Here is a 17533-nt window from a genome sequence, read left to right as displayed (position 1 = left end):
CCTCACTTAAGATGGTTAGCTAACTGGGTCATGGAATCGTTTAGCGTATCTAGCTTCTTTTCGATTCTGTGCAGTAAATATAATGTGATCATTACTGGAAAACCGTATTCACTGATCAGTGGGATCCATATTTCCATTTGTCATCGAGCTCCTTTCTAAGTTTAGATTGAAATGTTTATTCAAAAAGAGGAAGCGTTCGCTTCCTCTTTAGTGTGATCGGGTCACCCCCTTAAATTTCAATGTCAGATACGTAACGTTCGACGATACGTGCCGTATGTTTGCTTACTAACTTACCGCCTGTGGAAATAAACGCATCTTCAGCGATAACTGCATCCATAACTTGAGCAACTTGGGTTGGATCAACTGGTTCAATTGGATTGTCTAAAGATACTGTTACGTTTCGACCCATTTCATTTTTAAAGATAAGTTCAATCTTTTTAGCCATCTACTTTCACCTCCGTTTTTCTATTAATCTAGTAACTAGTTCAACACGTCATACACATTGTTTCGTGTCACACCTTCTAACGTGAATTGCTGCAGTGTTGCTAGAGCTTGTGCTGTATTCTTAAGTTGTTCACTTGTTGCAGTAATGTCAATGTTAGAGAAGTTCTTTGTTACTAAAATTTCCTTACCTTCATCATCGAAACCACCGTGAAATACTAATGATAATCTCGTTTGCATAATGTTTTCGTTCATCCTTATCACCTCCTTCACTTTATAAATACACGTAAACGCGAAAAAGGGGACAAGGTTTTGCGTGCCAGTCACCACCCGGAATTTGTCGAAAATTGCAAGTTGAGAATGTCTATGTAAATGGAGAGCAAGTTAAAATAGTTCCCCCCGAGTCGTATGTATTACCAACCGACTCGGGGGGGCTTTTTTTGTATTCCTGACCATTTGTTTATATACTAATTCTAGTTTTGCTAAGTATAGAATATTTGTCCTTAATATCCCCTTCCTTTCGAAACTATTATTCTACGAAAGTAGTATGGCCCTATTCCATCTTTTACGTTTATTAATGTTCGCAATCATCATTTGCTTCGCCTTCTTTATTTTCCAGATACATTGATAATACTATATCTCTTACTTGTTCAGTTTGATCAGAATGTAGTGTTTCCAATAATACGGTAATCAGTTGTTTATCAACATTCATCTTCAATTCATCCCTCTTTCTCTATTATTTATTAAATTTCCCTTTAAAGATGCTGTTTGGAAATTCATTTGCTTATGCTCATCCCTTAAATCAGGATAAAGTGCACGAGTATTACTTATTTGAATTACAAAGCATAAGTATAAGTTTGTACGCATATGAGTACAATAATTATACATATTATATTGTACCCTTAAGAGTACAGTCAACCACTTTATATGGAAAAGAGAGGAAAAAAATTGAGGAAGTTAAAACTATGTCTAAACGAACTGTTATATAAACATGATCTCTCTATTCATCAATTACATTTAATAACCGGAATTCGTCGTGCTACGTTAAGTGAGTTAGCCAATGGAAAAAGACAGCGGATACAATTTGAGCATATTGAAAAAATCGCCAACGCTTTAAATATAGATGATATCAATGATATTTTGAGGTTGGAGAGGGAATAGGGTGAGGGGTGTGTGCCTGGCACCACCCGAAGTATGTCGAAGATTGTGTAGTTAGTGAATCAGTAGTTTATTAAATTCTCATGTGAGTGAATTTAATAATTGCCAAAAACGAACCACATCAAATTATATCTAGTTACGCAGGAACAGGGGGACAGTAAACTGTACCCTATATCAGTGAGCCTCTTGGTCCAAAAAACTTTGAAAGAACAATTTTAAAGTGATTATAGAGGATTGGATATTCCGATCCTTTTATATCGAAAAAATAAGTTTAAATTTGAGATGTATGTTAAATGTTTGTTAAGCTAATGGGAGCTTGTGTTGAAGAAGATCAACTAATATAATAATCTTTTGCTGAGCAGTACAACGATACAGGTAATGGATTAACCATCTAAGAGACGATTGCATTCTAAGTAATCGTCTTTTCATATTTGACTCTTAATGCGCGATAGACTAGATATTTCGCAACATGGTGTTAGTATAGTTTCATTGTAGGTTTACGAATGTTTTGCTGCATTTTTAATGGCAGCGGATAATATATTACTAGTCCCTTATTGAACTTCTTTTTACCAGAAGTTCTTTTTTTACAAAGAGAATAAGTTAAGCCTTTACTTATGTCAGGTGTGTATATGAGGATGGGATAGATGATAAAACGAAAACTCCCAGATTGTTAGAAGAGGTAGATTGGAGGGAGTCTACTGAAAACACACCCATTTCTGATCATCTTTTATTATATAAGGCTAGGGGTGGTGTTAGTTATTTCCATGTGGTAACAGGCACGAAACCATAAATATTTTAATGACAAAAAAGGGGGACGGGCTTATAAATACCCAATGATCCGAGACGTTAGGCAGTCTTGTCCAATAAGAGTAGTCAAAATGATAGCGAATAAGTGCTATCACTGGATATTCGTCTTCCCCAAGATCAACTTCAATTCCAAAGATAGGCCCATTTTTTAAATCGGTAATATTCGTTGATGGGTGCTCATTTTCTATTTGATATAGCTTTATAAAATTACTGGTTAGCCAGCCTTCGTGGGCTGAGTCAGATTTCCATCTTAGAAATTTAGGAGTAATAGGAACAAAGCCCTCATCCTCTCCAATACGGTCGAGTTCTGAAAATAGTAAATGGAGATTTTTGTACGTTTCTCTTAATACATCGACTGCTATAGAAATATTTCCCCCCATATTAGGATTCGTTGAAGACATAATAATCTCTCTCCTTTATCATTTGAGTAGGCCAATGCCAGTTTTCTTTGTTAGTGTCATGTCGCTTTGAAATATATACCCACCTTTGATGATTGGTTGATGAAAGATGGTATCATTAAACCCTTTAAAGCGAATAAACCCTTTCTTCGTTAGTAGCAGCTGCAAATCCTCTAAGATCAACTTCTGTCCTTTTTCTAAATCTATTAACTCTTGTTCCTTTAGCGCTTCAAGGATATTCTGCCAACAAAGAAAACCTAATTGAACCGAGGGTGAAATAATAGAGCGATCTTCAATATTTTTCTTAACTGTGTTCATCATTTCATATGGGGCTAGAAAAAGTAAGTAAACATCCTTATTAACAGAAAACTTCTCCAACATACGGGAATAGCGGGCCAATTGATTGTAACTTTGAGTATAATCAACTACTATGTCTTCTTCCTGGTCTTCAGATGAAATACCACTTAAATACTTTACTTCTATCCCAATGACTGTGTCTTCAAATGTAATCAATAAATCAATTTCACCACCCTCTTGGCGGGGCCAAAACTCCATTTCATAATCATAGCGTTTTTGATTAGAAATAAAGGATAGCCATTTTACTTGGGTGTTTTGGTTAGAAAATAGGGTAGTTGTAAGTACATGTTTTAAGCCTATTTCAAAAGGTAGATATCGGATGGCCCCAAAGAAGTCGCCAGTTAGCTTATCTTCAAGTCGATCCGAGAGGTTGCTGCCAGTTTGTGAGATTTTATTATGGATTTCGGATATCAAAGGTAGACCTCGATTCTGATTGGTTTTGTAGGGAAGCATGGGGACGGTTCCCTTGCTTCCTTAGGAAGTGTCCCTTTGCTATATTCAGGAATTGGGGAAGCTCGATTAGAGTTCATGTCTGTCGCCGTGTGAAATATGTCGAACGTTGTAAGTTAAATAGATTGATAATCTAAGAAATTTCTATGTGATAGTAGAGTATAGAGTAGTTCATAATAATGAGGGTGCTTTGACTTTAGTAGGAAACAAATAACTAGAACAGTAGAATAAGGAATAGGTGTTTGCTATAATTACGATAGTAACTACATAAAGCAAGGTGGCGGCTGAACTCCCTGAACGAAAGGGGGTGAAGCATATGACGACATATCAAGTATTTAGCTTAATAGCACAATCTAGTTTAGTGTTAATAGCGCTACTCACACTAATTATAACTATTGTCGTCAATTTAAACAAAAAGAAATAGCCACCCTGCCCTGAGAAAGTAAGGTGAGCTATTTCAGGAAAAATCTTTCTTTCAGCCGCTCTTTAAGCGGCATGTAGTTGCATTGCCTGAGCGTAGCTGCGCTCAGGTACTTTTTATTTTACGTCATTTCTAACTAAAGTATACACCATCTTTCGCAGTTTCAGCAAGTCAGCGAAGGGGTAAGCATGGGAAGCACGGGGACGGTTCCCTTGCTTCCTTAGGAAGTGTCCCTTTGCTTCCCTTAGTAGGGATTCGCACCTGTCACCCTAAAATAAAAAGAGGAAGCGGTCGCCTCCTCTCTATATATTAACCTAATCACTTTAACGATTTAACGCGGTGGGGGTCAGACCCCGATGTCCATTCACTTTATAAATACACGTGAAAGTGAAAAAGGGGACAAGGTGGAAGAGATGCGTTGGAGCTAGTGTGGCATTTGATGAGTAGTAAAATCGTCAAGAGTAATCATTATTATATCGGTAATCGTGCATGAATAATTCAGGAACTATACGTCTATTCTCTGTAATTGTAATTGGGATCATTTTTATAAGGTTAAAAGTTATATAGTATAAATTTACCGGGAGGGTATAGGGACGGGCCTCGTGTTTCACCTTAATTTAGTTAAGCGTGGTTGAGCTGACCTAGATTTAGTTCTCTAGTAACGTTAAATCTTAGTTGGTCTGAAACATTTTTATAATTTAAGTAGCAAAACATATATTTCCACTTAGCTAGGTTTTTGGTACTGTGTATTTATGCAATTAAACTGAGGAGAAAGAATTATCTATGATCATCAATAACAATGTTTCAGCACTTAATTCATATAGAAATCTAAATCAGAACCAATTTCATTCATCGAAAGTATTGGAAAAGTTATCTTCTGGATTACGTATTAACCGAGCGGTGGATGACGCGGCAGGATTGGCTATTTCAGAGAAAATGAAAGGTCAAATTAGAGGACTAAATCAAGCTAGCCGCAACATTCTAGACGGGATATCTCTTACACAAACGGCAGATGGAGGACTCCAAGAGGTTCAGAACAAATTACAAAGAATAAGAGAATTAACGTTACAAGCAAGCAACGATACGCTGACTACTCCTGATCGTGAGTACATTCAAGAAGAAATTGATCAATTAAAGAAAGGTATTAATGATATTGCCAACCAAACGCATTTTAATGGGATTTACTTGTTAAATAGAAGTGGAGATAGTTATATAGAGGAAAGAATTGTTAGGACGATTGAAACGGATTACACGATAATGGTCCCAGTGACAACCATTGTAACAGAAACGTTCATTGAAGAAGTGTTATCTGAAACGATTAGTGATATCGACTTATCAACAATTGAAAAGGTAATTTTACATGAACAAACGACTGGGATCCCAGATGAATTTGAAATTCCACTCGAACAGCTAATTAATGGAGAGACATTTACTTTTACTACTCAAGCAAATGAAAACTATGAAGTGTATATTGATCTAGATCAAAATGCAATCATTGTCGACAAATTCAATCACCCGACGTTTATGCACCTTTCCTTCATTGATATAGTCGGTGTCGATGGCTATGATCGAATTGAAGGTGACATTGTTTCTTATCTTGGTCAAATTAGAAATACCGAATCGTTAAAAAGACCAGAAGGACATGTTTCTTTTACTAGTGGACATAATGGTACAGGATTCACTCAGCTGACGGTTAAGTTTCATGGAGTCAATCAAGAAGTGATCGAACTAGAAAGAAAAGTTCAAAGAGAAGTAACAACAGAAGTAGAACAACAGGTAACGGAGACGGTTCAAACGGTTGAAATCATTAGAAGGCCAGCTAATGAACCAGTCATTTTACAAGTAGGCGCAAATGAAGATCAAAACTTTATCGTTAACGTTGTTGATGTTCGAACCCGTGCACTAGAAATTGATCATCTTTCGGTTTTGACAAGTGAAACAGCGACAGATGCTATTGAAAAATTAGATCAGGCTATTGCATCAGTATCAACAAAACGCTCTTCATTTGGTTCCTATCAAAATGCATTAGAGCATATTCTTTCAAATGTAACAAATTCTCATGAAAATCTTACATCAGCCAATTCGCGAATTCGAGATGCCGATATGGCTTTGAAAATGACGGAGTTTACAAAACGAAATATCTTGACCCAATCAGCAACAGCTATGTTGGCTCAGTCAAATCAATTACCTCAAGGTATTCTGCAGTTATTGAGTTAGGTGGAACGAGATTCCTCGTTTCACCAGTTTTATTCAAAGAAGTTAGTGGAATGATAATCTGAGATATTTCGGTGTAATTTGGTAAACAGGGTCAATAGTGAAACAAGATAAGATAGCCTGTCCTGAGTCATGTATATTATTTAGACCTTCCTGTCTAAATTCTCGGGCAACGGGATTTAGCCGAAGAAGGAGAAGGAACAAGGAAGTCTTAGTTCAGCTGCTATATAATGTGAGGATTTTATTATTTGCTATTTTAATAGATGTATGATAGTGTTATAAAGTTGTCATTTCAGCCGAGCTTCGTGTAGAACTTTTTTAAAAAAGTTATTGCGTTGTATGGTTTGTTGTGATAAGATATTCCTTGTCGCTAAAAAGCGAAGTTGAATGACTTGTTGTTTTTAAAAAGTTTCAAAAAATAACTTGCGCGGAATTAAATGTTGTGGTACACTAGTTCTTGTCGCTGAAAAAAACAACGGCGTAAAACAAATGATGGTTCTTTGAAAACTGAACACACAGCCAAGCGAATTAAAAGAGATAGTAAATATCTCGTCAATGTTTTATTTTGAGCTTTATCAAACACTTTTATGGAGAGTTTGATCCTGGCTCAGGACGAACGCTGGCGGCGTGCCTAATACATGCAAGTCGAGCGAATGGATGGGAGCTTGCTCCCTGAAATTAGCGGCGGACGGGTGCGTTCTTTGAAAACTGAACACACAGCCAAGCGAATTAAAAGAGATAGTAAATATCTCGTCAATGTTTTATTTTGAGCTTTATCAAACACTTTTATGGAGAGTTTGATCCTGGCTCAGGACGAACGCTGGCGGCGTGCCTAATACATGCAAGTCGAGCGAATGGATGGGAGCTTGCTCCCTGAAATTAGCGGCGGACGGGTGAGTAACACGTGGGCAACCTGCCCTGTAGACTGGGATAACTTCGGGAAACCGAAGCTAATACCGGATAATCTTTGGAGCCTCATGGTTCTAAAGTGAAAGTTGGGTTTACCTAACACTACAGGATGGGCCCGCGTCGCATTAGCTAGTTGGTAAGGTAANGGCTTACCAAGGCGACGATGCGTAGCCGACCTGAGAGGGTGATCGGCCACACTGGGACTGAGACACGGCCCAGACTCCTACGGGAGGCAGCAGTAGGGAATCTTCCGCAATGGACGAAAGTCTGACGGAGCAACGCCGCGTGAGCGATGAAGGCCTTCGGGTCGTAAAGCTCTGTTGTTAGGGAAGAACAAGTACTATTCGAATAGGGTAGTACCTTGACGGTACCTAACGAGAAAGCCACGGCTAACTACGTGCCAGCAGCCGCGGTAATACGTAGGTGGCAAGCGTTGTCCGGAATTATTGGGCGTAAAGCGCGCGCAGGCGGTCTCTTAAGTCTGATGTGAAAGCCCCCGGCTCAACCGGGGAGGGTCATTGGAAACTGGGAGACTTGAGTGCAGAAGAGGAGAGTGGTTTACCTAACACTACAGGATGGGCCCGCGTCGCATTAGCTAGTTGGTAAGGTAACGGCTTACCAAGGCGACGATGCGTAGCCGACCTGAGAGGGTGATCGGCCACACTGGGACTGAGACACGGCCCAGACTCCTACGGGAGGCAGCAGTAGGGAATCTTCCGCAATGGACGAAAGTCTGACGGAGCAACGCCGCGTGAGCGATGAAGGCCTTCGGGTCGTAAAGCTCTGTTGTTAGGGAAGAACAAGTACCGTTCNAATAGGGCGGTACCTTGACGGTACCTAACGAGAAAGCCACGGCTAACTACGTGCCAGCAGCCGCGGTAATACGTAGGTGGCAAGCGTTGTCCGGAATTATTGGGCGTAAAGCGCGCGCAGGCGGTCTCTTAAGTCTGATGTGAAAGCCCCCGGCTCAACCGGGGAGGGTCATTGGAAACTGGGAGACTTGAGTGCAGAAGAGGAGAGTGGAATTCCATGTGTAGCGGTGAAATGCGTAGATATATGGAGGAACACCAGTGGCGAAGGCGACTCTCTGGTCTGTAACTGACGCTGAGGCGCGAAAGCGTGGGGAGCAAACAGGATTAGATACCCTGGTAGTCCACGCCGTAAACGATGAGTGCTAGGTGTTAGGGGTTTCGATGCCCTTAGTGCCGAAGTTAACACATTAAGCACTCCGCCTGGGGAGTACGACCGCAAGGTTGAAACTCAAAGGAATTGACGGGGGCCCGCACAAGCAGTGGAGCATGTGGTTTAATTCGAAGCAACGCGAAGAACCTTACCAGGTCTTGACATCCTTATGACCTCCCTAGAGATAGGGATTTCCCTTCGGGGACATAAGTGACAGGTGGTGCATGGTTGTCGTCAGCTCGTGTCGTGAGATGTTGGGTTAAGTCCCGCAACGAGCGCAACCCTTGATCTTAGTTGCCAGCATTTAGTTGGGCACTCTAAGGTGACTGCCGGTGACAAACCGGAGGAAGGTGGGGATGACGTCAAATCATCATGCCCCTTATGACCTGGGCTACACACGTGCTACAATGGATGGTACAAAGGGCTGCGAAACCGCGAGGTTGAGCCAATCCCATAAAGCCATTCTCAGTTCGGATTGTAGGCTGCAACTCGCCTACATGAAGCCGCGAGATAGGGATTTCCCTTCGGGGACATAAGTGACAGGTGGTGCATGGTTGTCGTCAGCTCGTGTCGTGAGATGTTGGGTTAAGTCCCGCAACGAGCGCAACCCTTGATCTTAGTTGCCAGCATTTAGTTGGGCACTCTAAGGTGACTGCCGGTGACAAACCGGAGGAAGGTGGGGATGACGTCAAATCATCATGCCCCTTATGACCTGGGCTACACACGTGCTACAATGGATGGTACAAAGGGCTGCGANACCGCGAGGTTGAGCCAATCCCATAAAGCCATTCTCAGTTCGGATTGTAGGCTGCAACTCGCCTACATGAAGCCGGAATTGCTAGTAATCGCGGATCAGCATGCCGCGGTGAATACGTTCCCGGGCCTTGTACACACCGCCCGTCACACCACGAGAGTTTGTAACACCCGAAGTCGGTGGGGTAACCTTTTGGAGCCAGCCGCCTAAGGTGGGACAGATGATTGGGGTGAAGTCGTAACAAGGTAGCCGTATCGGAAGGTGCGGCTGGATCACCTCCTTTCTATGGAGTCACATGAAGCCGGAATTGCTAGTAATCGCGGATCAGCATGCCGCGGTGAATACGTTCCCGGGCCTTGTACACACCGCCCGTCACACCACGAGAGTTTGTAACACCCGAAGTCGGTGGGGTAACCTTTTGGAGCCAGCCGCCTAAGGTGGGACAGATGATTGGGGTGAAGTCGTAACAAGGTAGCCGTATCGGAAGGTGCGGCTGGATCACCTCCTTTCTATGGAGTATAACTCTAGTCGATGCTTTTCTTTAGAGAAAAGTACGCTGACGCTGTGTTTCAGTTTTGAGAGAATAATCTCTCTATTAAATAATAAGGTAATTTAAAAGCTGACGAAGACATTCGCCACTTATCAATTACCAAAGGTAAATTAGAAACGAGTAGTTCGAGGAAACAAGCGAGGCAATCGCCGGAGTGTACATTTAAGGGTACATGAGGACGATTGGGGAGCGCGGTTGACGAAGAAATACGACGTTTATCATTTACCGACTCGTTCTTTGAAAACTAGATAACAANAATACATTTAAGTTTTACCGGAAGTCATTATGACTTTGAGTAAATCTTGAGTAGTCAAGAATTCAATTCGACGAAAAATCCTTTTGAAAAAACAGGTATTTTTTCGGAAGAAGCAAGGAGATCGAGGCGGCNAGCTTTCGAGCAGCGGAGTGTATGTTTAAGGATACATGAGCAGCGCAGAAAAGCGAAGCCAACGAAGAGATCNGCAGCTTATTACGGAAAAATTAGGTTAAGTTAGAAAGGGCGCACGGTGAATGCCTTGGCACTAGGAGCCGACGAAGGACGCGACGAACAGCGATATGCCTCGGGGAGTTGTAAGTAAACTTTGATCCGGGGATTTCCGAATGGGGGAACCCACCATCCGTAATGGGATGGTATCCATATCTGAATACATAGGGTATGAGAAGGGTACGACCGCAAGGTTGAAACTCAAAGGAATTGACGGGGGCCCGCACAAGCAGTGGAGCATGTGGTTTAATTCGAAGCAACGCGAAGAACCTTACCAGGTCTTGACATCCTTATGACCTCCCTAGAGATAGGGATTTCCCTTCGGGGACATAAGTGACAGGTGGTGCATGGTTGTCGTCAGCTCGTGTCGTGAGATGTTGGGTTAAGTCCCGCAACGAGCGCAACCCTTGATCTTAGTTGCCAGCATTTAGTTGGGCACTCTAAGGTGACTGCCGGTGACAAACCGGAGGAAGGTGGGGATGACGTCAAATCATCATGCCCCTTATGACCTGGGCTACACACGTGCTACAATGGATGGTACAAAGGGCTGCGAAACCGCGAGGTTGAGCCAATCCCATAAAGCCATTCTCAGTTCGGATTGTAGGCTGCAACTCGCCTACATGAAGCCGGAATTGCTAGTAATCGCGGATCAGCATGCCGCGGTGAATACGTTCCCGGGCCTTGTACACACCGCCCGTCACACCACGAGAGTTTGTAACACCCGAAGTCGGTGGGGTAACCTTTTTGGAGCCAGCCGCCTAAGGTGGGACAGATGATTGGGGTGAAGTCGTAACAAGGTAGCCGTATCGGAAGGTGCGGCTGGATCACCTCCTTTCTATGGAGTAATACTCTAGTCGATACTTTTGCTTTAGAGTAGAAGTAACGCTTGTGCATTTGTGTTCAGTTTTGGAAGAATAATCCTCCAAATTATATAGTTTACTGATCTGAATGTAGACCGTGCGTCTGCGTCTACAAGTGTCGCTTCGAAGGAAGCTTCCTCGACGCAAAGTTGCATGTAGTCAATTCAAAGAAGCATCTCATGATGTGATTGAAGTCAGTAGCTTTTTTGAAGGAATAATCCTTCAATTAAATAGATTACTGTTCTGAATTTAGATTTTGTGCGTCTGCGTCTACAAGCGCCGCTTCGTAGTGGGCTTCCTCGATGCAAAGCTGCATGTAGTCAATTCATAGAAGTATCTCACGATGTGATTGAAGTCAGTTAATTTAGTAACGATAGCGAAGAGGTCACACTCGTTCCCATGCCGAACACGATCGTTAAGCTCTTTTGCGCTGATGGTAGTTGGGGGCTTCCCCTTGCGAGAGTAGGACGTTGCTAGATTATTTTTATGGGGCCTTAGCTCAGCTGGGAGAGCGCCTGCCTTGCACGCAGGAGGTCAGCGGTTCGATCCCGCTAGGCTCCACCAAAGTTTTTTTGTGAAACGAAGTGGAGCAAAAATAACTTACCTATTTATTTTTTGGCGGCGTAGCTCAGCTGGCTAGAGCGTACGGTTCATACCCGTGAGGTCGGGGGTTCGATCCCCTCTGCCGCTACCAAAGTTTTTTCGTGAAGCGAAAATAACTTATCAACTTAATTTATTGATATGATACGGAGGAATACCCAAGTCCGGCTGAAGGGATCGGTCTTGAAAACCGACAGGCGGGTTAAACCGCGCGGGGGTTCGAATCCCTCTTCCTCCGCTCTTCCTCTTACCTATTTATTTTTTGGCGGCGTAGCTCAGCTGGCTAGAGCGTACGGTTCATACCCGTGAGGTCGGGGGTTCGATCCCCTCTGCCGCTACCAAAGTTTTTTCGTGAAGCGAAAATAACTTATCAACTTAATTTATTGATATGATACGGAGGAATACCCAAGTCCGGCTGAAGGGATCGGTCTTGAAAACCGACAGGCGGGTTAAACCGCGCGGGGGTTCGAATCCCTCTTCCTCCGCCATTAATAACCAACCATTTTAATATTTTGGAGGGGTAGCGAAGTGGCTAAACGCGGCGGACTGTAAATCCGCTCCTTAGGGTTCGGCGGTTCGAATCCGTCCCCCTCCACCATTTAGATATTACAGGTGAATAATTTAACGCTAGAACATGGTAAGATTTATTTTTGAATGTCCTTACTTTACAAAACTATGGCGGTCGTGGCGAAGTGGTTAACGCACCGGATTGTGGCTCCGGCATTCGTGGGTTCGATTCCCATCGATCGCCCCATATTATTATATTAATGGGCTATAGCCAAGCGGTAAGGCAACGGACTTTGACTCCGTCATTCTCTGGTTCGAATCCAGATAGCCCAGCCATTTTTTTGTTAAGTCTTTAGTAAATTGCCGGGGTGGTGGAATTGGCAGACACACAGGACTTAAAATCCTGCGGTAGGTGACTATCGTGCCGGTTCAAGTCCGGCCCTCGGTACCAGAAAAATTTAAAAGGCAACATGCGCCCTTAGCTCAGCTGGATAGAGTGTTTGACTACGAATCAAAAGGTCGGGAGTTCGAATCTCTCAGGGCGCGCCATAGAAATGTCGGGAAGTGGCTCAGCTTGGTAGAGCACCTGGTTTGGGACCAGGGGGTCGCAGGTTCAAATCCTGTCTTCCCGACCATGCAATTGAATATTAATGCGGGTGTAGTTTAGTGGTAAAACCTCAGCCTTCCAAGCTGATGTTGTGAGTTCGATTCTCATCACCCGCTCCAAGAGTATGGGCCTATAGCTCAGCTGGTTAGAGCGCACGCCTGATAAGCGTGAGGTCGGTGGTTCGAGTCCACTTAGGCCCACCATACCATGTATATTCCACAGTAGCTCAGTGGTAGAGCAATCGGCTGTTAACCGATCGGTCGTAGGTTCGAGTCCTACCTGTGGAGCCAAATTAAGGAGAAGTACTCAAGTGGCTGAAGAGGCGCCCCTGCTAAGGGTGTAGGTCGTGTAAGCGGCGCGAGGGTTCAAATCCCTCCTTCTCCGCCAGTCGTAGTTTTTATACTGGCCCGTTGGTCAAGCGGTTAAGACACCGCCCTTTCACGGCGGTAACACGGGTTCGAATCCCGTACGGGTCACCAACTACATTATTTGTATAGTTTTTCTTGATTTATATCAATGGTTGTTTACTTGGAGGATTAGCTCAGCTGGGAGAGCACCTGCCTTACAAGCAGGGGGTCGGCGGTTCGATCCCGTCATCCTCCACCAGAGTTTTTTTCGTAACAAAGTAGAGCGAAAGTGACTTACCTATATTTGCCGGCCTAGCTCAATTGGTAGAGCAACTGACTTGTAATCAGTAGGTTGGGGGTTCAAGTCCTCTGGCCGGCACTCTTATATTTTAAGAGCCATTAGCTCAGTCGGTAGAGCATCTGACTTTTAATCAGAGGGTCGAAGGTTCGAATCCTTCATGGCTCACCAAAATTTTGCTAAGCAAAATAACTTTCCATACGCGGGTGTGGCGGAATTGGCAGACGCGCTAGACTTAGGATCTAGTGTCTTTGACGTGGGGGTTCGAGTCCCTTCACCCGCATGTTTGTTTTGTAAGTATCTCATATAAATTTTATTATATTTTTAGGAAGTTAAATGAACATGCGCCCTTAGCTCAGCGACGAGTATAACATCTATGAAAAAACTGCGAGTTGTTTCGACGCAGCCTGCTACAAAGTGTTACTTGCAGAGGAAGAGACAGGATATCTACGGAGCGAAACATCGTCCGTAGACTTCATGAAATAACATCATTGCACAAACAACATGCGCCCTTAGCTCAGCTGGATAGAGCAACGGCCTTCTAAGCCGTCGGTCGGAGGTTCGAATCCTCTAGGGTGCGCCATTTTTAAGAATGAATTTTACATTAATGAATTTCATAATTGTTTTTTCGATTCTCTGTTACTAAATGTTATTGGATAAAGACCATTTTCAACAACATTTAGACTTATGTAGCTCCATATAGGTAATTCTAAAATTCACTCAAAAAAATATCCATAAAATTTCAACAATTGTTGAAATTTTATGGATATTTTTTATCTATTGTATTTGCGCAGAATTTGACAAAGACGAATAATTGAAGTATAGTTTGTTAAAAAGGGGGAGATAGTATTGACAAATAAAAATTCTGAAACACATGATATTCTTAATTCCTTTGCAATCTATCTTCATGAAATGGGAAGGTCCGAGAATACAGTGAAAACGTATAGTGGGGTTCTTCAATCATTTCTTGACTGGTTATATAGTAATGGTAAATCAACGAAAGATTTAAATAAAGAAAATGTACAAGCTTATGTAACTTATTTAGAAACTGAACAAAGAAGTTTATCTACCATAAAGAAAGTCTTTAATACGATTAATACTTTTGCCAAATCTATAAATCGTATAGAAATTACTCAGGATGTTAATATTACACGACAAAATAAAATAAATCAAGTCCTTCCGGAATATTTATCTAAAGTAGAGATTGAGGAATTATTACAAAAAATCGAAATAGATAGTAACAAACGTAATACAGCTATAGTATATACGTTGTTAAAAACAGGTATACGAGTATCTGAGCTTTGTTACTTGAATAAAGAAGATATATCTATAAATAATAAAAATCAAACTGGACAAATGGTTGTTAGAAAAAAGAGAGATAATAATGAGAGGACAATTCCCCTTCCTAAGTCTCTCGTTTATCATCTAGTAGAATACTTGAAATCAAGAGATGATAAGGAGGAAGCTTTGTTCCTGTCAAATTATCAAAAAAGAATTTCTGTACGTACCGTTCAACATATGTTGCAACATTATGGAGTTCATCCTCATAAATTAAGGCATACGTTTTGTTACGAGTTGTTACAAAATGGTTTAGATATATCAATTGTAGCGCAATTAGCTGGTCACTCTGATATTAATATTACTAAACAATACCTAAAGTGTATTGAAAATAAACAATTTGATGAAGATGGTCAAAAATATGCATAACAAAAAAACATTCACTCTATCAAATTAAGGGTTACGCCCCTTAATTTGATAGAGTGGCCAGTAAGCAAACCGCGATAGTTTGAAGGAAATCTCTATTAAACGTGACCATTTTTTTGACATAATATCATTTTCGATAAGATATGCTTTTGCACTTCAGACATAACGTATAATTCTTTTTTTTATTATCATAATAAAAAAAGGGGTGATACATATGGCAAAACGCAATGGTAAAACTGACGCAGAGCAAAAGAATAAAAGAGGTTTTGACGCAAGTAAAACTGATGCAGAATTCTCAAAAGAATTTGGTAGTGCAGCTGCTAATCGAGCGCACAAAGAAAAAGCAAAAAAAGAAAAAGTATCTAAAAATGATGGAAAATGGAGAGGGATGAATTAATTTTCCCCACTCTTAAGGGGCAGTAATCCCCCACCTTAAAACTTAAGAAAATCGAGTTTAGGTGGGGATTAATTTGCCCTAAAGGTCCAACTAATCATCATTGCGGGTGAAGGAAAAGCCCCACTGATTGAAGTTCAGCTTTGTTACTTTTTGTCAAATGGTTAGGTACTTTTGACTCATCAACTAGAAAACCCCACCAAGTTGTGGGGTTTTCAATAAAAAATATTAGATGATACCTATTGAATCTATAAGAATGATTAAGATTACAATAGGGACGACAAAACGAATTAAGAAGCTCCATACTTTAAAGAGAGGGAATGAATTTCCTTCTTTTTCAATTTCTTGTTTAACACCAATCGGCTTCCAAATCCATCCTATAAAGATGCTTAAAATAAGTCCAGAAAAAGGTAGTAATACTTCTGCAGCTATAAAGTCAAACAGTCCAAAGATAGTGCGATCAAATACCTTGATATGTGATAAGGGACCAAATGATAAGGCACAGAATCCGCCAACTAAGGTAATAACCGCCCCAGTAATAGGTGCTGCTACTTTTCGAGAAAGTTTAAATTTTTCTTTAACAAACGCAACAACAACTTCTAATAATGAAATTGCAGAAGTTAATGCAGCGACAAAAACGAAGAAGAAGAAAAATCCAGCAAACATAATTCCAAATTGCATATCTCTGAAAATAGTTGGGAATGTAATAAAGGCTAGATCCGGTCCTCTTCCTGGATCAATTCCAAAGTGAAACACTGCAGGGAAAATAATCAACCCTGCCATAATTGCAACAAGAACGTCTAACAAAACGATCCCACCGCCATTGCGCGCAATACTGCTTTCATTTCGTTTATAACTACCGTAAGTTACATACATTCCTGTTGCAACGCTTAAACTAAAGAAAGCTTGGCCTAATGCTGCTAATATAATGCCAGAATTGATTGCTGAAAAATTTGGTTTTAAGAAAAATAGTATTCCTTCTCTAGCATTTTCTAGTGTAAGACTTTTAAATAACAAAATAAGGAGTAGGACAAATAGTGTAGGCATGAGAATGTTGTTCCATTTTTCAATCCCCTTTTTAACTCCTCTTAGGACAATTAAGACAACAACCGTCATTAAGATTGTTTGCCAGACAATAGGCATTATCGGATCAGATATAAAACTACTAAAAGAACTTTCGAAGTCTTTATCACTAGCAATTAACTGTCCGGTAAGGGCTAAAATAAAATAATAAAAGGCCCAGCCAGCTACAACTGAATAAAACGCTAAAATCATAAAGTTAATAATCACACCAATAAAACCATTTATGTACCATTTTGAATTTGGTTGTATTATTTTATAACTATCCATAGCATTAGCTCGACCTCTTCGTCCAATACTAATTTCACCAATCATTAATGGTAATCCAATAAGTAACACAAACCCTAAATATAATAATACGAAAGCTGCACCACCGCCTTCACCAACGACAAAAGGAAATCTCCAAATATTCCCTAGTCCAACTGCTGACCCAGCTGCAGCTAATAGGAAACCAAATCTGGACCCCCATTGTTCCCTTGGTACTGACGTATTTGATGTTTCTTTTGATGACATTCAAATTCTCCTCTCAATCTCGTGTACGAATCCCTCTTTAGATATACTAGGACTACTAATATAATTAAAAGCGTTAATGTGTTAAAGTTCAACAACTTTTCTAAAATAACATATTTGGGGGTAAGTGGCAATGTAAAAATTATTGAGAGACTATGAAAATAGTATTTCTTACATAATCAGAATTAATAAATTTCTAACTTGGAAACTGTCTAGCGCAAGCAGCCTACGAGCTCGGTCATTTCAGAGCTTTTCGATCGTTACAATGGCGCCTTGCGCTTTTCTAAAATTAATTGACATAATGAAAGGGGAGTAATTGTTGTAAGGAAATAAAGATAACGCTATTGAAAAACTTTTTTCACACAATAATACATTGGATACAAAAGATCTTTTAAGCCAAATTATGAAATGTTTAATGAGATGAGGGTCATGTAAAGAGAGGAAGAAATTGAAATGAAACTTAATAGTCTTTCGTTTGATTATGACTGAATGTAGAACAAA

The 17533-nt window shown here is 41.1% G+C and carries 12 protein-coding genes, 21 tRNA genes, 2 rRNA genes and 1 other annotated feature; of the genes, 28 read left to right on the top strand and 7 right to left on the bottom strand.

Going from position 1 to position 17533, the window contains the following annotated elements:
• Window positions 1-2: 2 nt before the first annotated feature.
• The 4 genes from BKP45_RS21395 to BKP45_RS22355 form a co-directional block, all read right to left on the bottom strand.
• Complete coding sequence (locus BKP45_RS21395; RefSeq protein ID WP_071309252.1) at window positions 3-137, bottom strand: YvrJ family protein; 135 nt, start codon at window positions 135-137, stop codon at window positions 3-5.
• A 92-nt stretch (window positions 138-229) separates the two neighbouring features.
• Window positions 230-445, bottom strand: coding sequence for a DUF2922 domain-containing protein (locus BKP45_RS03125; protein ID WP_071388293.1), 216 nt, complete (start codon window positions 443-445; stop codon window positions 230-232).
• A gap of 35 nt (window positions 446-480) precedes the next feature.
• On the bottom strand, window positions 481-696 hold the full coding sequence (locus tag BKP45_RS03120) for a DUF1659 domain-containing protein (protein WP_071309245.1): 216 nt from the start codon (window positions 694-696) through the stop codon (window positions 481-483).
• A gap of 319 nt (window positions 697-1015) precedes the next feature.
• A complete protein-coding gene (locus BKP45_RS22355; RefSeq protein ID WP_169824048.1) occupies window positions 1016-1153 on the bottom strand; it encodes a hypothetical protein in 138 nt (45 codons plus the stop codon).
• 236 nt (window positions 1154-1389) lie between these two features.
• Here BKP45_RS22355 and BKP45_RS03115 point away from each other — a divergent pair, with 236 nt between their 5' ends.
• Window positions 1390-1602: a helix-turn-helix domain-containing protein gene (locus BKP45_RS03115; RefSeq protein ID WP_071309253.1), complete on the top strand. Its 213-nt coding sequence runs from the start codon at window positions 1390-1392 to the stop codon at window positions 1600-1602.
• 749 nt (window positions 1603-2351) lie between these two features.
• Here BKP45_RS03115 and BKP45_RS03110 read toward each other — a convergent pair.
• Both BKP45_RS03110 and BKP45_RS21970 read right to left on the bottom strand, forming a co-directional pair.
• A complete protein-coding gene (locus BKP45_RS03110) occupies window positions 2352-2807 on the bottom strand; it encodes a hypothetical protein (RefSeq protein WP_071388291.1) in 456 nt (151 codons plus the stop codon).
• Window positions 2808-2825: 18 nt separating this feature from the next.
• The gene (locus BKP45_RS21970) at window positions 2826-3575 is read right to left on the bottom strand and encodes an NERD domain-containing protein (RefSeq protein WP_139193759.1); all 750 of its coding nucleotides are present in this window, start codon (window positions 3573-3575) and stop codon (window positions 2826-2828) included.
• 352 nt (window positions 3576-3927) lie between these two features.
• Here BKP45_RS21970 and BKP45_RS22895 point away from each other — a divergent pair, with 352 nt between their 5' ends.
• The 27 genes from BKP45_RS22895 (at window position 3928) to BKP45_RS02975 (ending at window position 15445) form a co-directional block, all read left to right on the top strand.
• Window positions 3928-4035 carry a putative holin-like toxin gene (locus BKP45_RS22895; protein WP_245747372.1) on the top strand — a complete coding sequence of 36 codons (108 nt, stop codon included), beginning with the start codon at window positions 3928-3930 and terminating at the stop codon, window positions 4033-4035.
• A gap of 780 nt (window positions 4036-4815) precedes the next feature.
• Entirely contained in the window at window positions 4816-6249 is a 1434-nt protein-coding gene (locus tag BKP45_RS03100) for a flagellin N-terminal helical domain-containing protein (RefSeq protein WP_071388289.1), read from the top strand.
• A 782-nt stretch (window positions 6250-7031) separates the two neighbouring features.
• Window positions 7032-9374: ribosomal RNA gene (locus BKP45_RS03095) — 16S ribosomal RNA — on the top strand.
• A 795-nt stretch (window positions 9375-10169) separates the two neighbouring features.
• Window positions 10170-10960, top strand: a sequence feature (most likely nonfunctional fraction of RNA operon).
• A gap of 388 nt (window positions 10961-11348) precedes the next feature.
• A 5S ribosomal RNA gene (gene rrf, locus BKP45_RS03090) occupies window positions 11349-11464 on the top strand.
• Window positions 11465-11473: 9 nt separating this feature from the next.
• A tRNA-Ala gene (locus BKP45_RS03085) sits at window positions 11474-11549 on the top strand.
• Window positions 11550-11602: 53 nt separating this feature from the next.
• Window positions 11603-11679: transfer RNA gene (locus BKP45_RS03080), tRNA-Met, on the top strand.
• Between the two features lie 54 nt (window positions 11680-11733).
• Window positions 11734-11823 (top strand) — tRNA-Ser (locus BKP45_RS03075).
• 26 nt (window positions 11824-11849) lie between these two features.
• Window positions 11850-11926, top strand: a tRNA-Met gene (locus BKP45_RS03070).
• Window positions 11927-11980: 54 nt separating this feature from the next.
• A tRNA-Ser gene (locus tag BKP45_RS03065) sits at window positions 11981-12073 on the top strand.
• Window positions 12074-12099: 26 nt separating this feature from the next.
• Window positions 12100-12183: transfer RNA gene (locus BKP45_RS03060), tRNA-Tyr, on the top strand.
• Window positions 12184-12263: 80 nt separating this feature from the next.
• Window positions 12264-12339, top strand: a tRNA-His gene (locus tag BKP45_RS03055).
• Window positions 12340-12353: 14 nt separating this feature from the next.
• Window positions 12354-12428: transfer RNA gene (locus BKP45_RS03050), tRNA-Gln, on the top strand.
• A gap of 26 nt (window positions 12429-12454) precedes the next feature.
• Window positions 12455-12543: transfer RNA gene (locus BKP45_RS03045), tRNA-Leu, on the top strand.
• A gap of 21 nt (window positions 12544-12564) precedes the next feature.
• A tRNA-Arg gene (locus BKP45_RS03040) sits at window positions 12565-12641 on the top strand.
• A 9-nt stretch (window positions 12642-12650) separates the two neighbouring features.
• Window positions 12651-12727 (top strand) — tRNA-Pro (locus tag BKP45_RS03035).
• Between the two features lie 17 nt (window positions 12728-12744).
• Window positions 12745-12818, top strand: a tRNA-Gly gene (locus tag BKP45_RS03030).
• Window positions 12819-12825: 7 nt separating this feature from the next.
• Window positions 12826-12902: transfer RNA gene (locus BKP45_RS03025), tRNA-Ile, on the top strand.
• A gap of 12 nt (window positions 12903-12914) precedes the next feature.
• Window positions 12915-12989, top strand: a tRNA-Asn gene (locus tag BKP45_RS03020).
• Window positions 12990-12995: 6 nt separating this feature from the next.
• Window positions 12996-13086 (top strand) — tRNA-Ser (locus BKP45_RS03015).
• Window positions 13087-13103: 17 nt separating this feature from the next.
• Window positions 13104-13178: transfer RNA gene (locus BKP45_RS03010), tRNA-Glu, on the top strand.
• A 51-nt stretch (window positions 13179-13229) separates the two neighbouring features.
• A tRNA-Val gene (locus BKP45_RS03005) sits at window positions 13230-13305 on the top strand.
• 47 nt (window positions 13306-13352) lie between these two features.
• Window positions 13353-13425, top strand: a tRNA-Thr gene (locus tag BKP45_RS03000).
• A 14-nt stretch (window positions 13426-13439) separates the two neighbouring features.
• Window positions 13440-13515: transfer RNA gene (locus BKP45_RS02995), tRNA-Lys, on the top strand.
• Between the two features lie 31 nt (window positions 13516-13546).
• A tRNA-Leu gene (locus tag BKP45_RS02990) sits at window positions 13547-13627 on the top strand.
• A 223-nt stretch (window positions 13628-13850) separates the two neighbouring features.
• A tRNA-Arg gene (locus BKP45_RS02985) sits at window positions 13851-13927 on the top strand.
• A gap of 266 nt (window positions 13928-14193) precedes the next feature.
• Window positions 14194-15051, top strand: coding sequence for a tyrosine-type recombinase/integrase (locus BKP45_RS02980; RefSeq protein ID WP_084787558.1), 858 nt, complete (start codon window positions 14194-14196; stop codon window positions 15049-15051).
• Window positions 15052-15262: 211 nt separating this feature from the next.
• On the top strand, window positions 15263-15445 hold the full coding sequence (locus BKP45_RS02975) for a hypothetical protein (protein ID WP_071388288.1): 183 nt from the start codon (window positions 15263-15265) through the stop codon (window positions 15443-15445).
• A 225-nt stretch (window positions 15446-15670) separates the two neighbouring features.
• Here BKP45_RS02975 and BKP45_RS02970 read toward each other — a convergent pair whose 3' ends face one another.
• On the bottom strand, window positions 15671-17035 hold the full coding sequence (locus BKP45_RS02970; RefSeq protein ID WP_071388287.1) for a sodium-dependent transporter: 1365 nt from the start codon (window positions 17033-17035) through the stop codon (window positions 15671-15673).
• Window positions 17036-17533: the final 498 nt, after the last annotated feature.

Source organism: Anaerobacillus alkalidiazotrophicus (assembly GCF_001866055.1).
The sequence above is the reverse complement of the archived record's forward strand: the minus strand, read 5'-3'. Positions and strand labels throughout refer to the sequence as shown.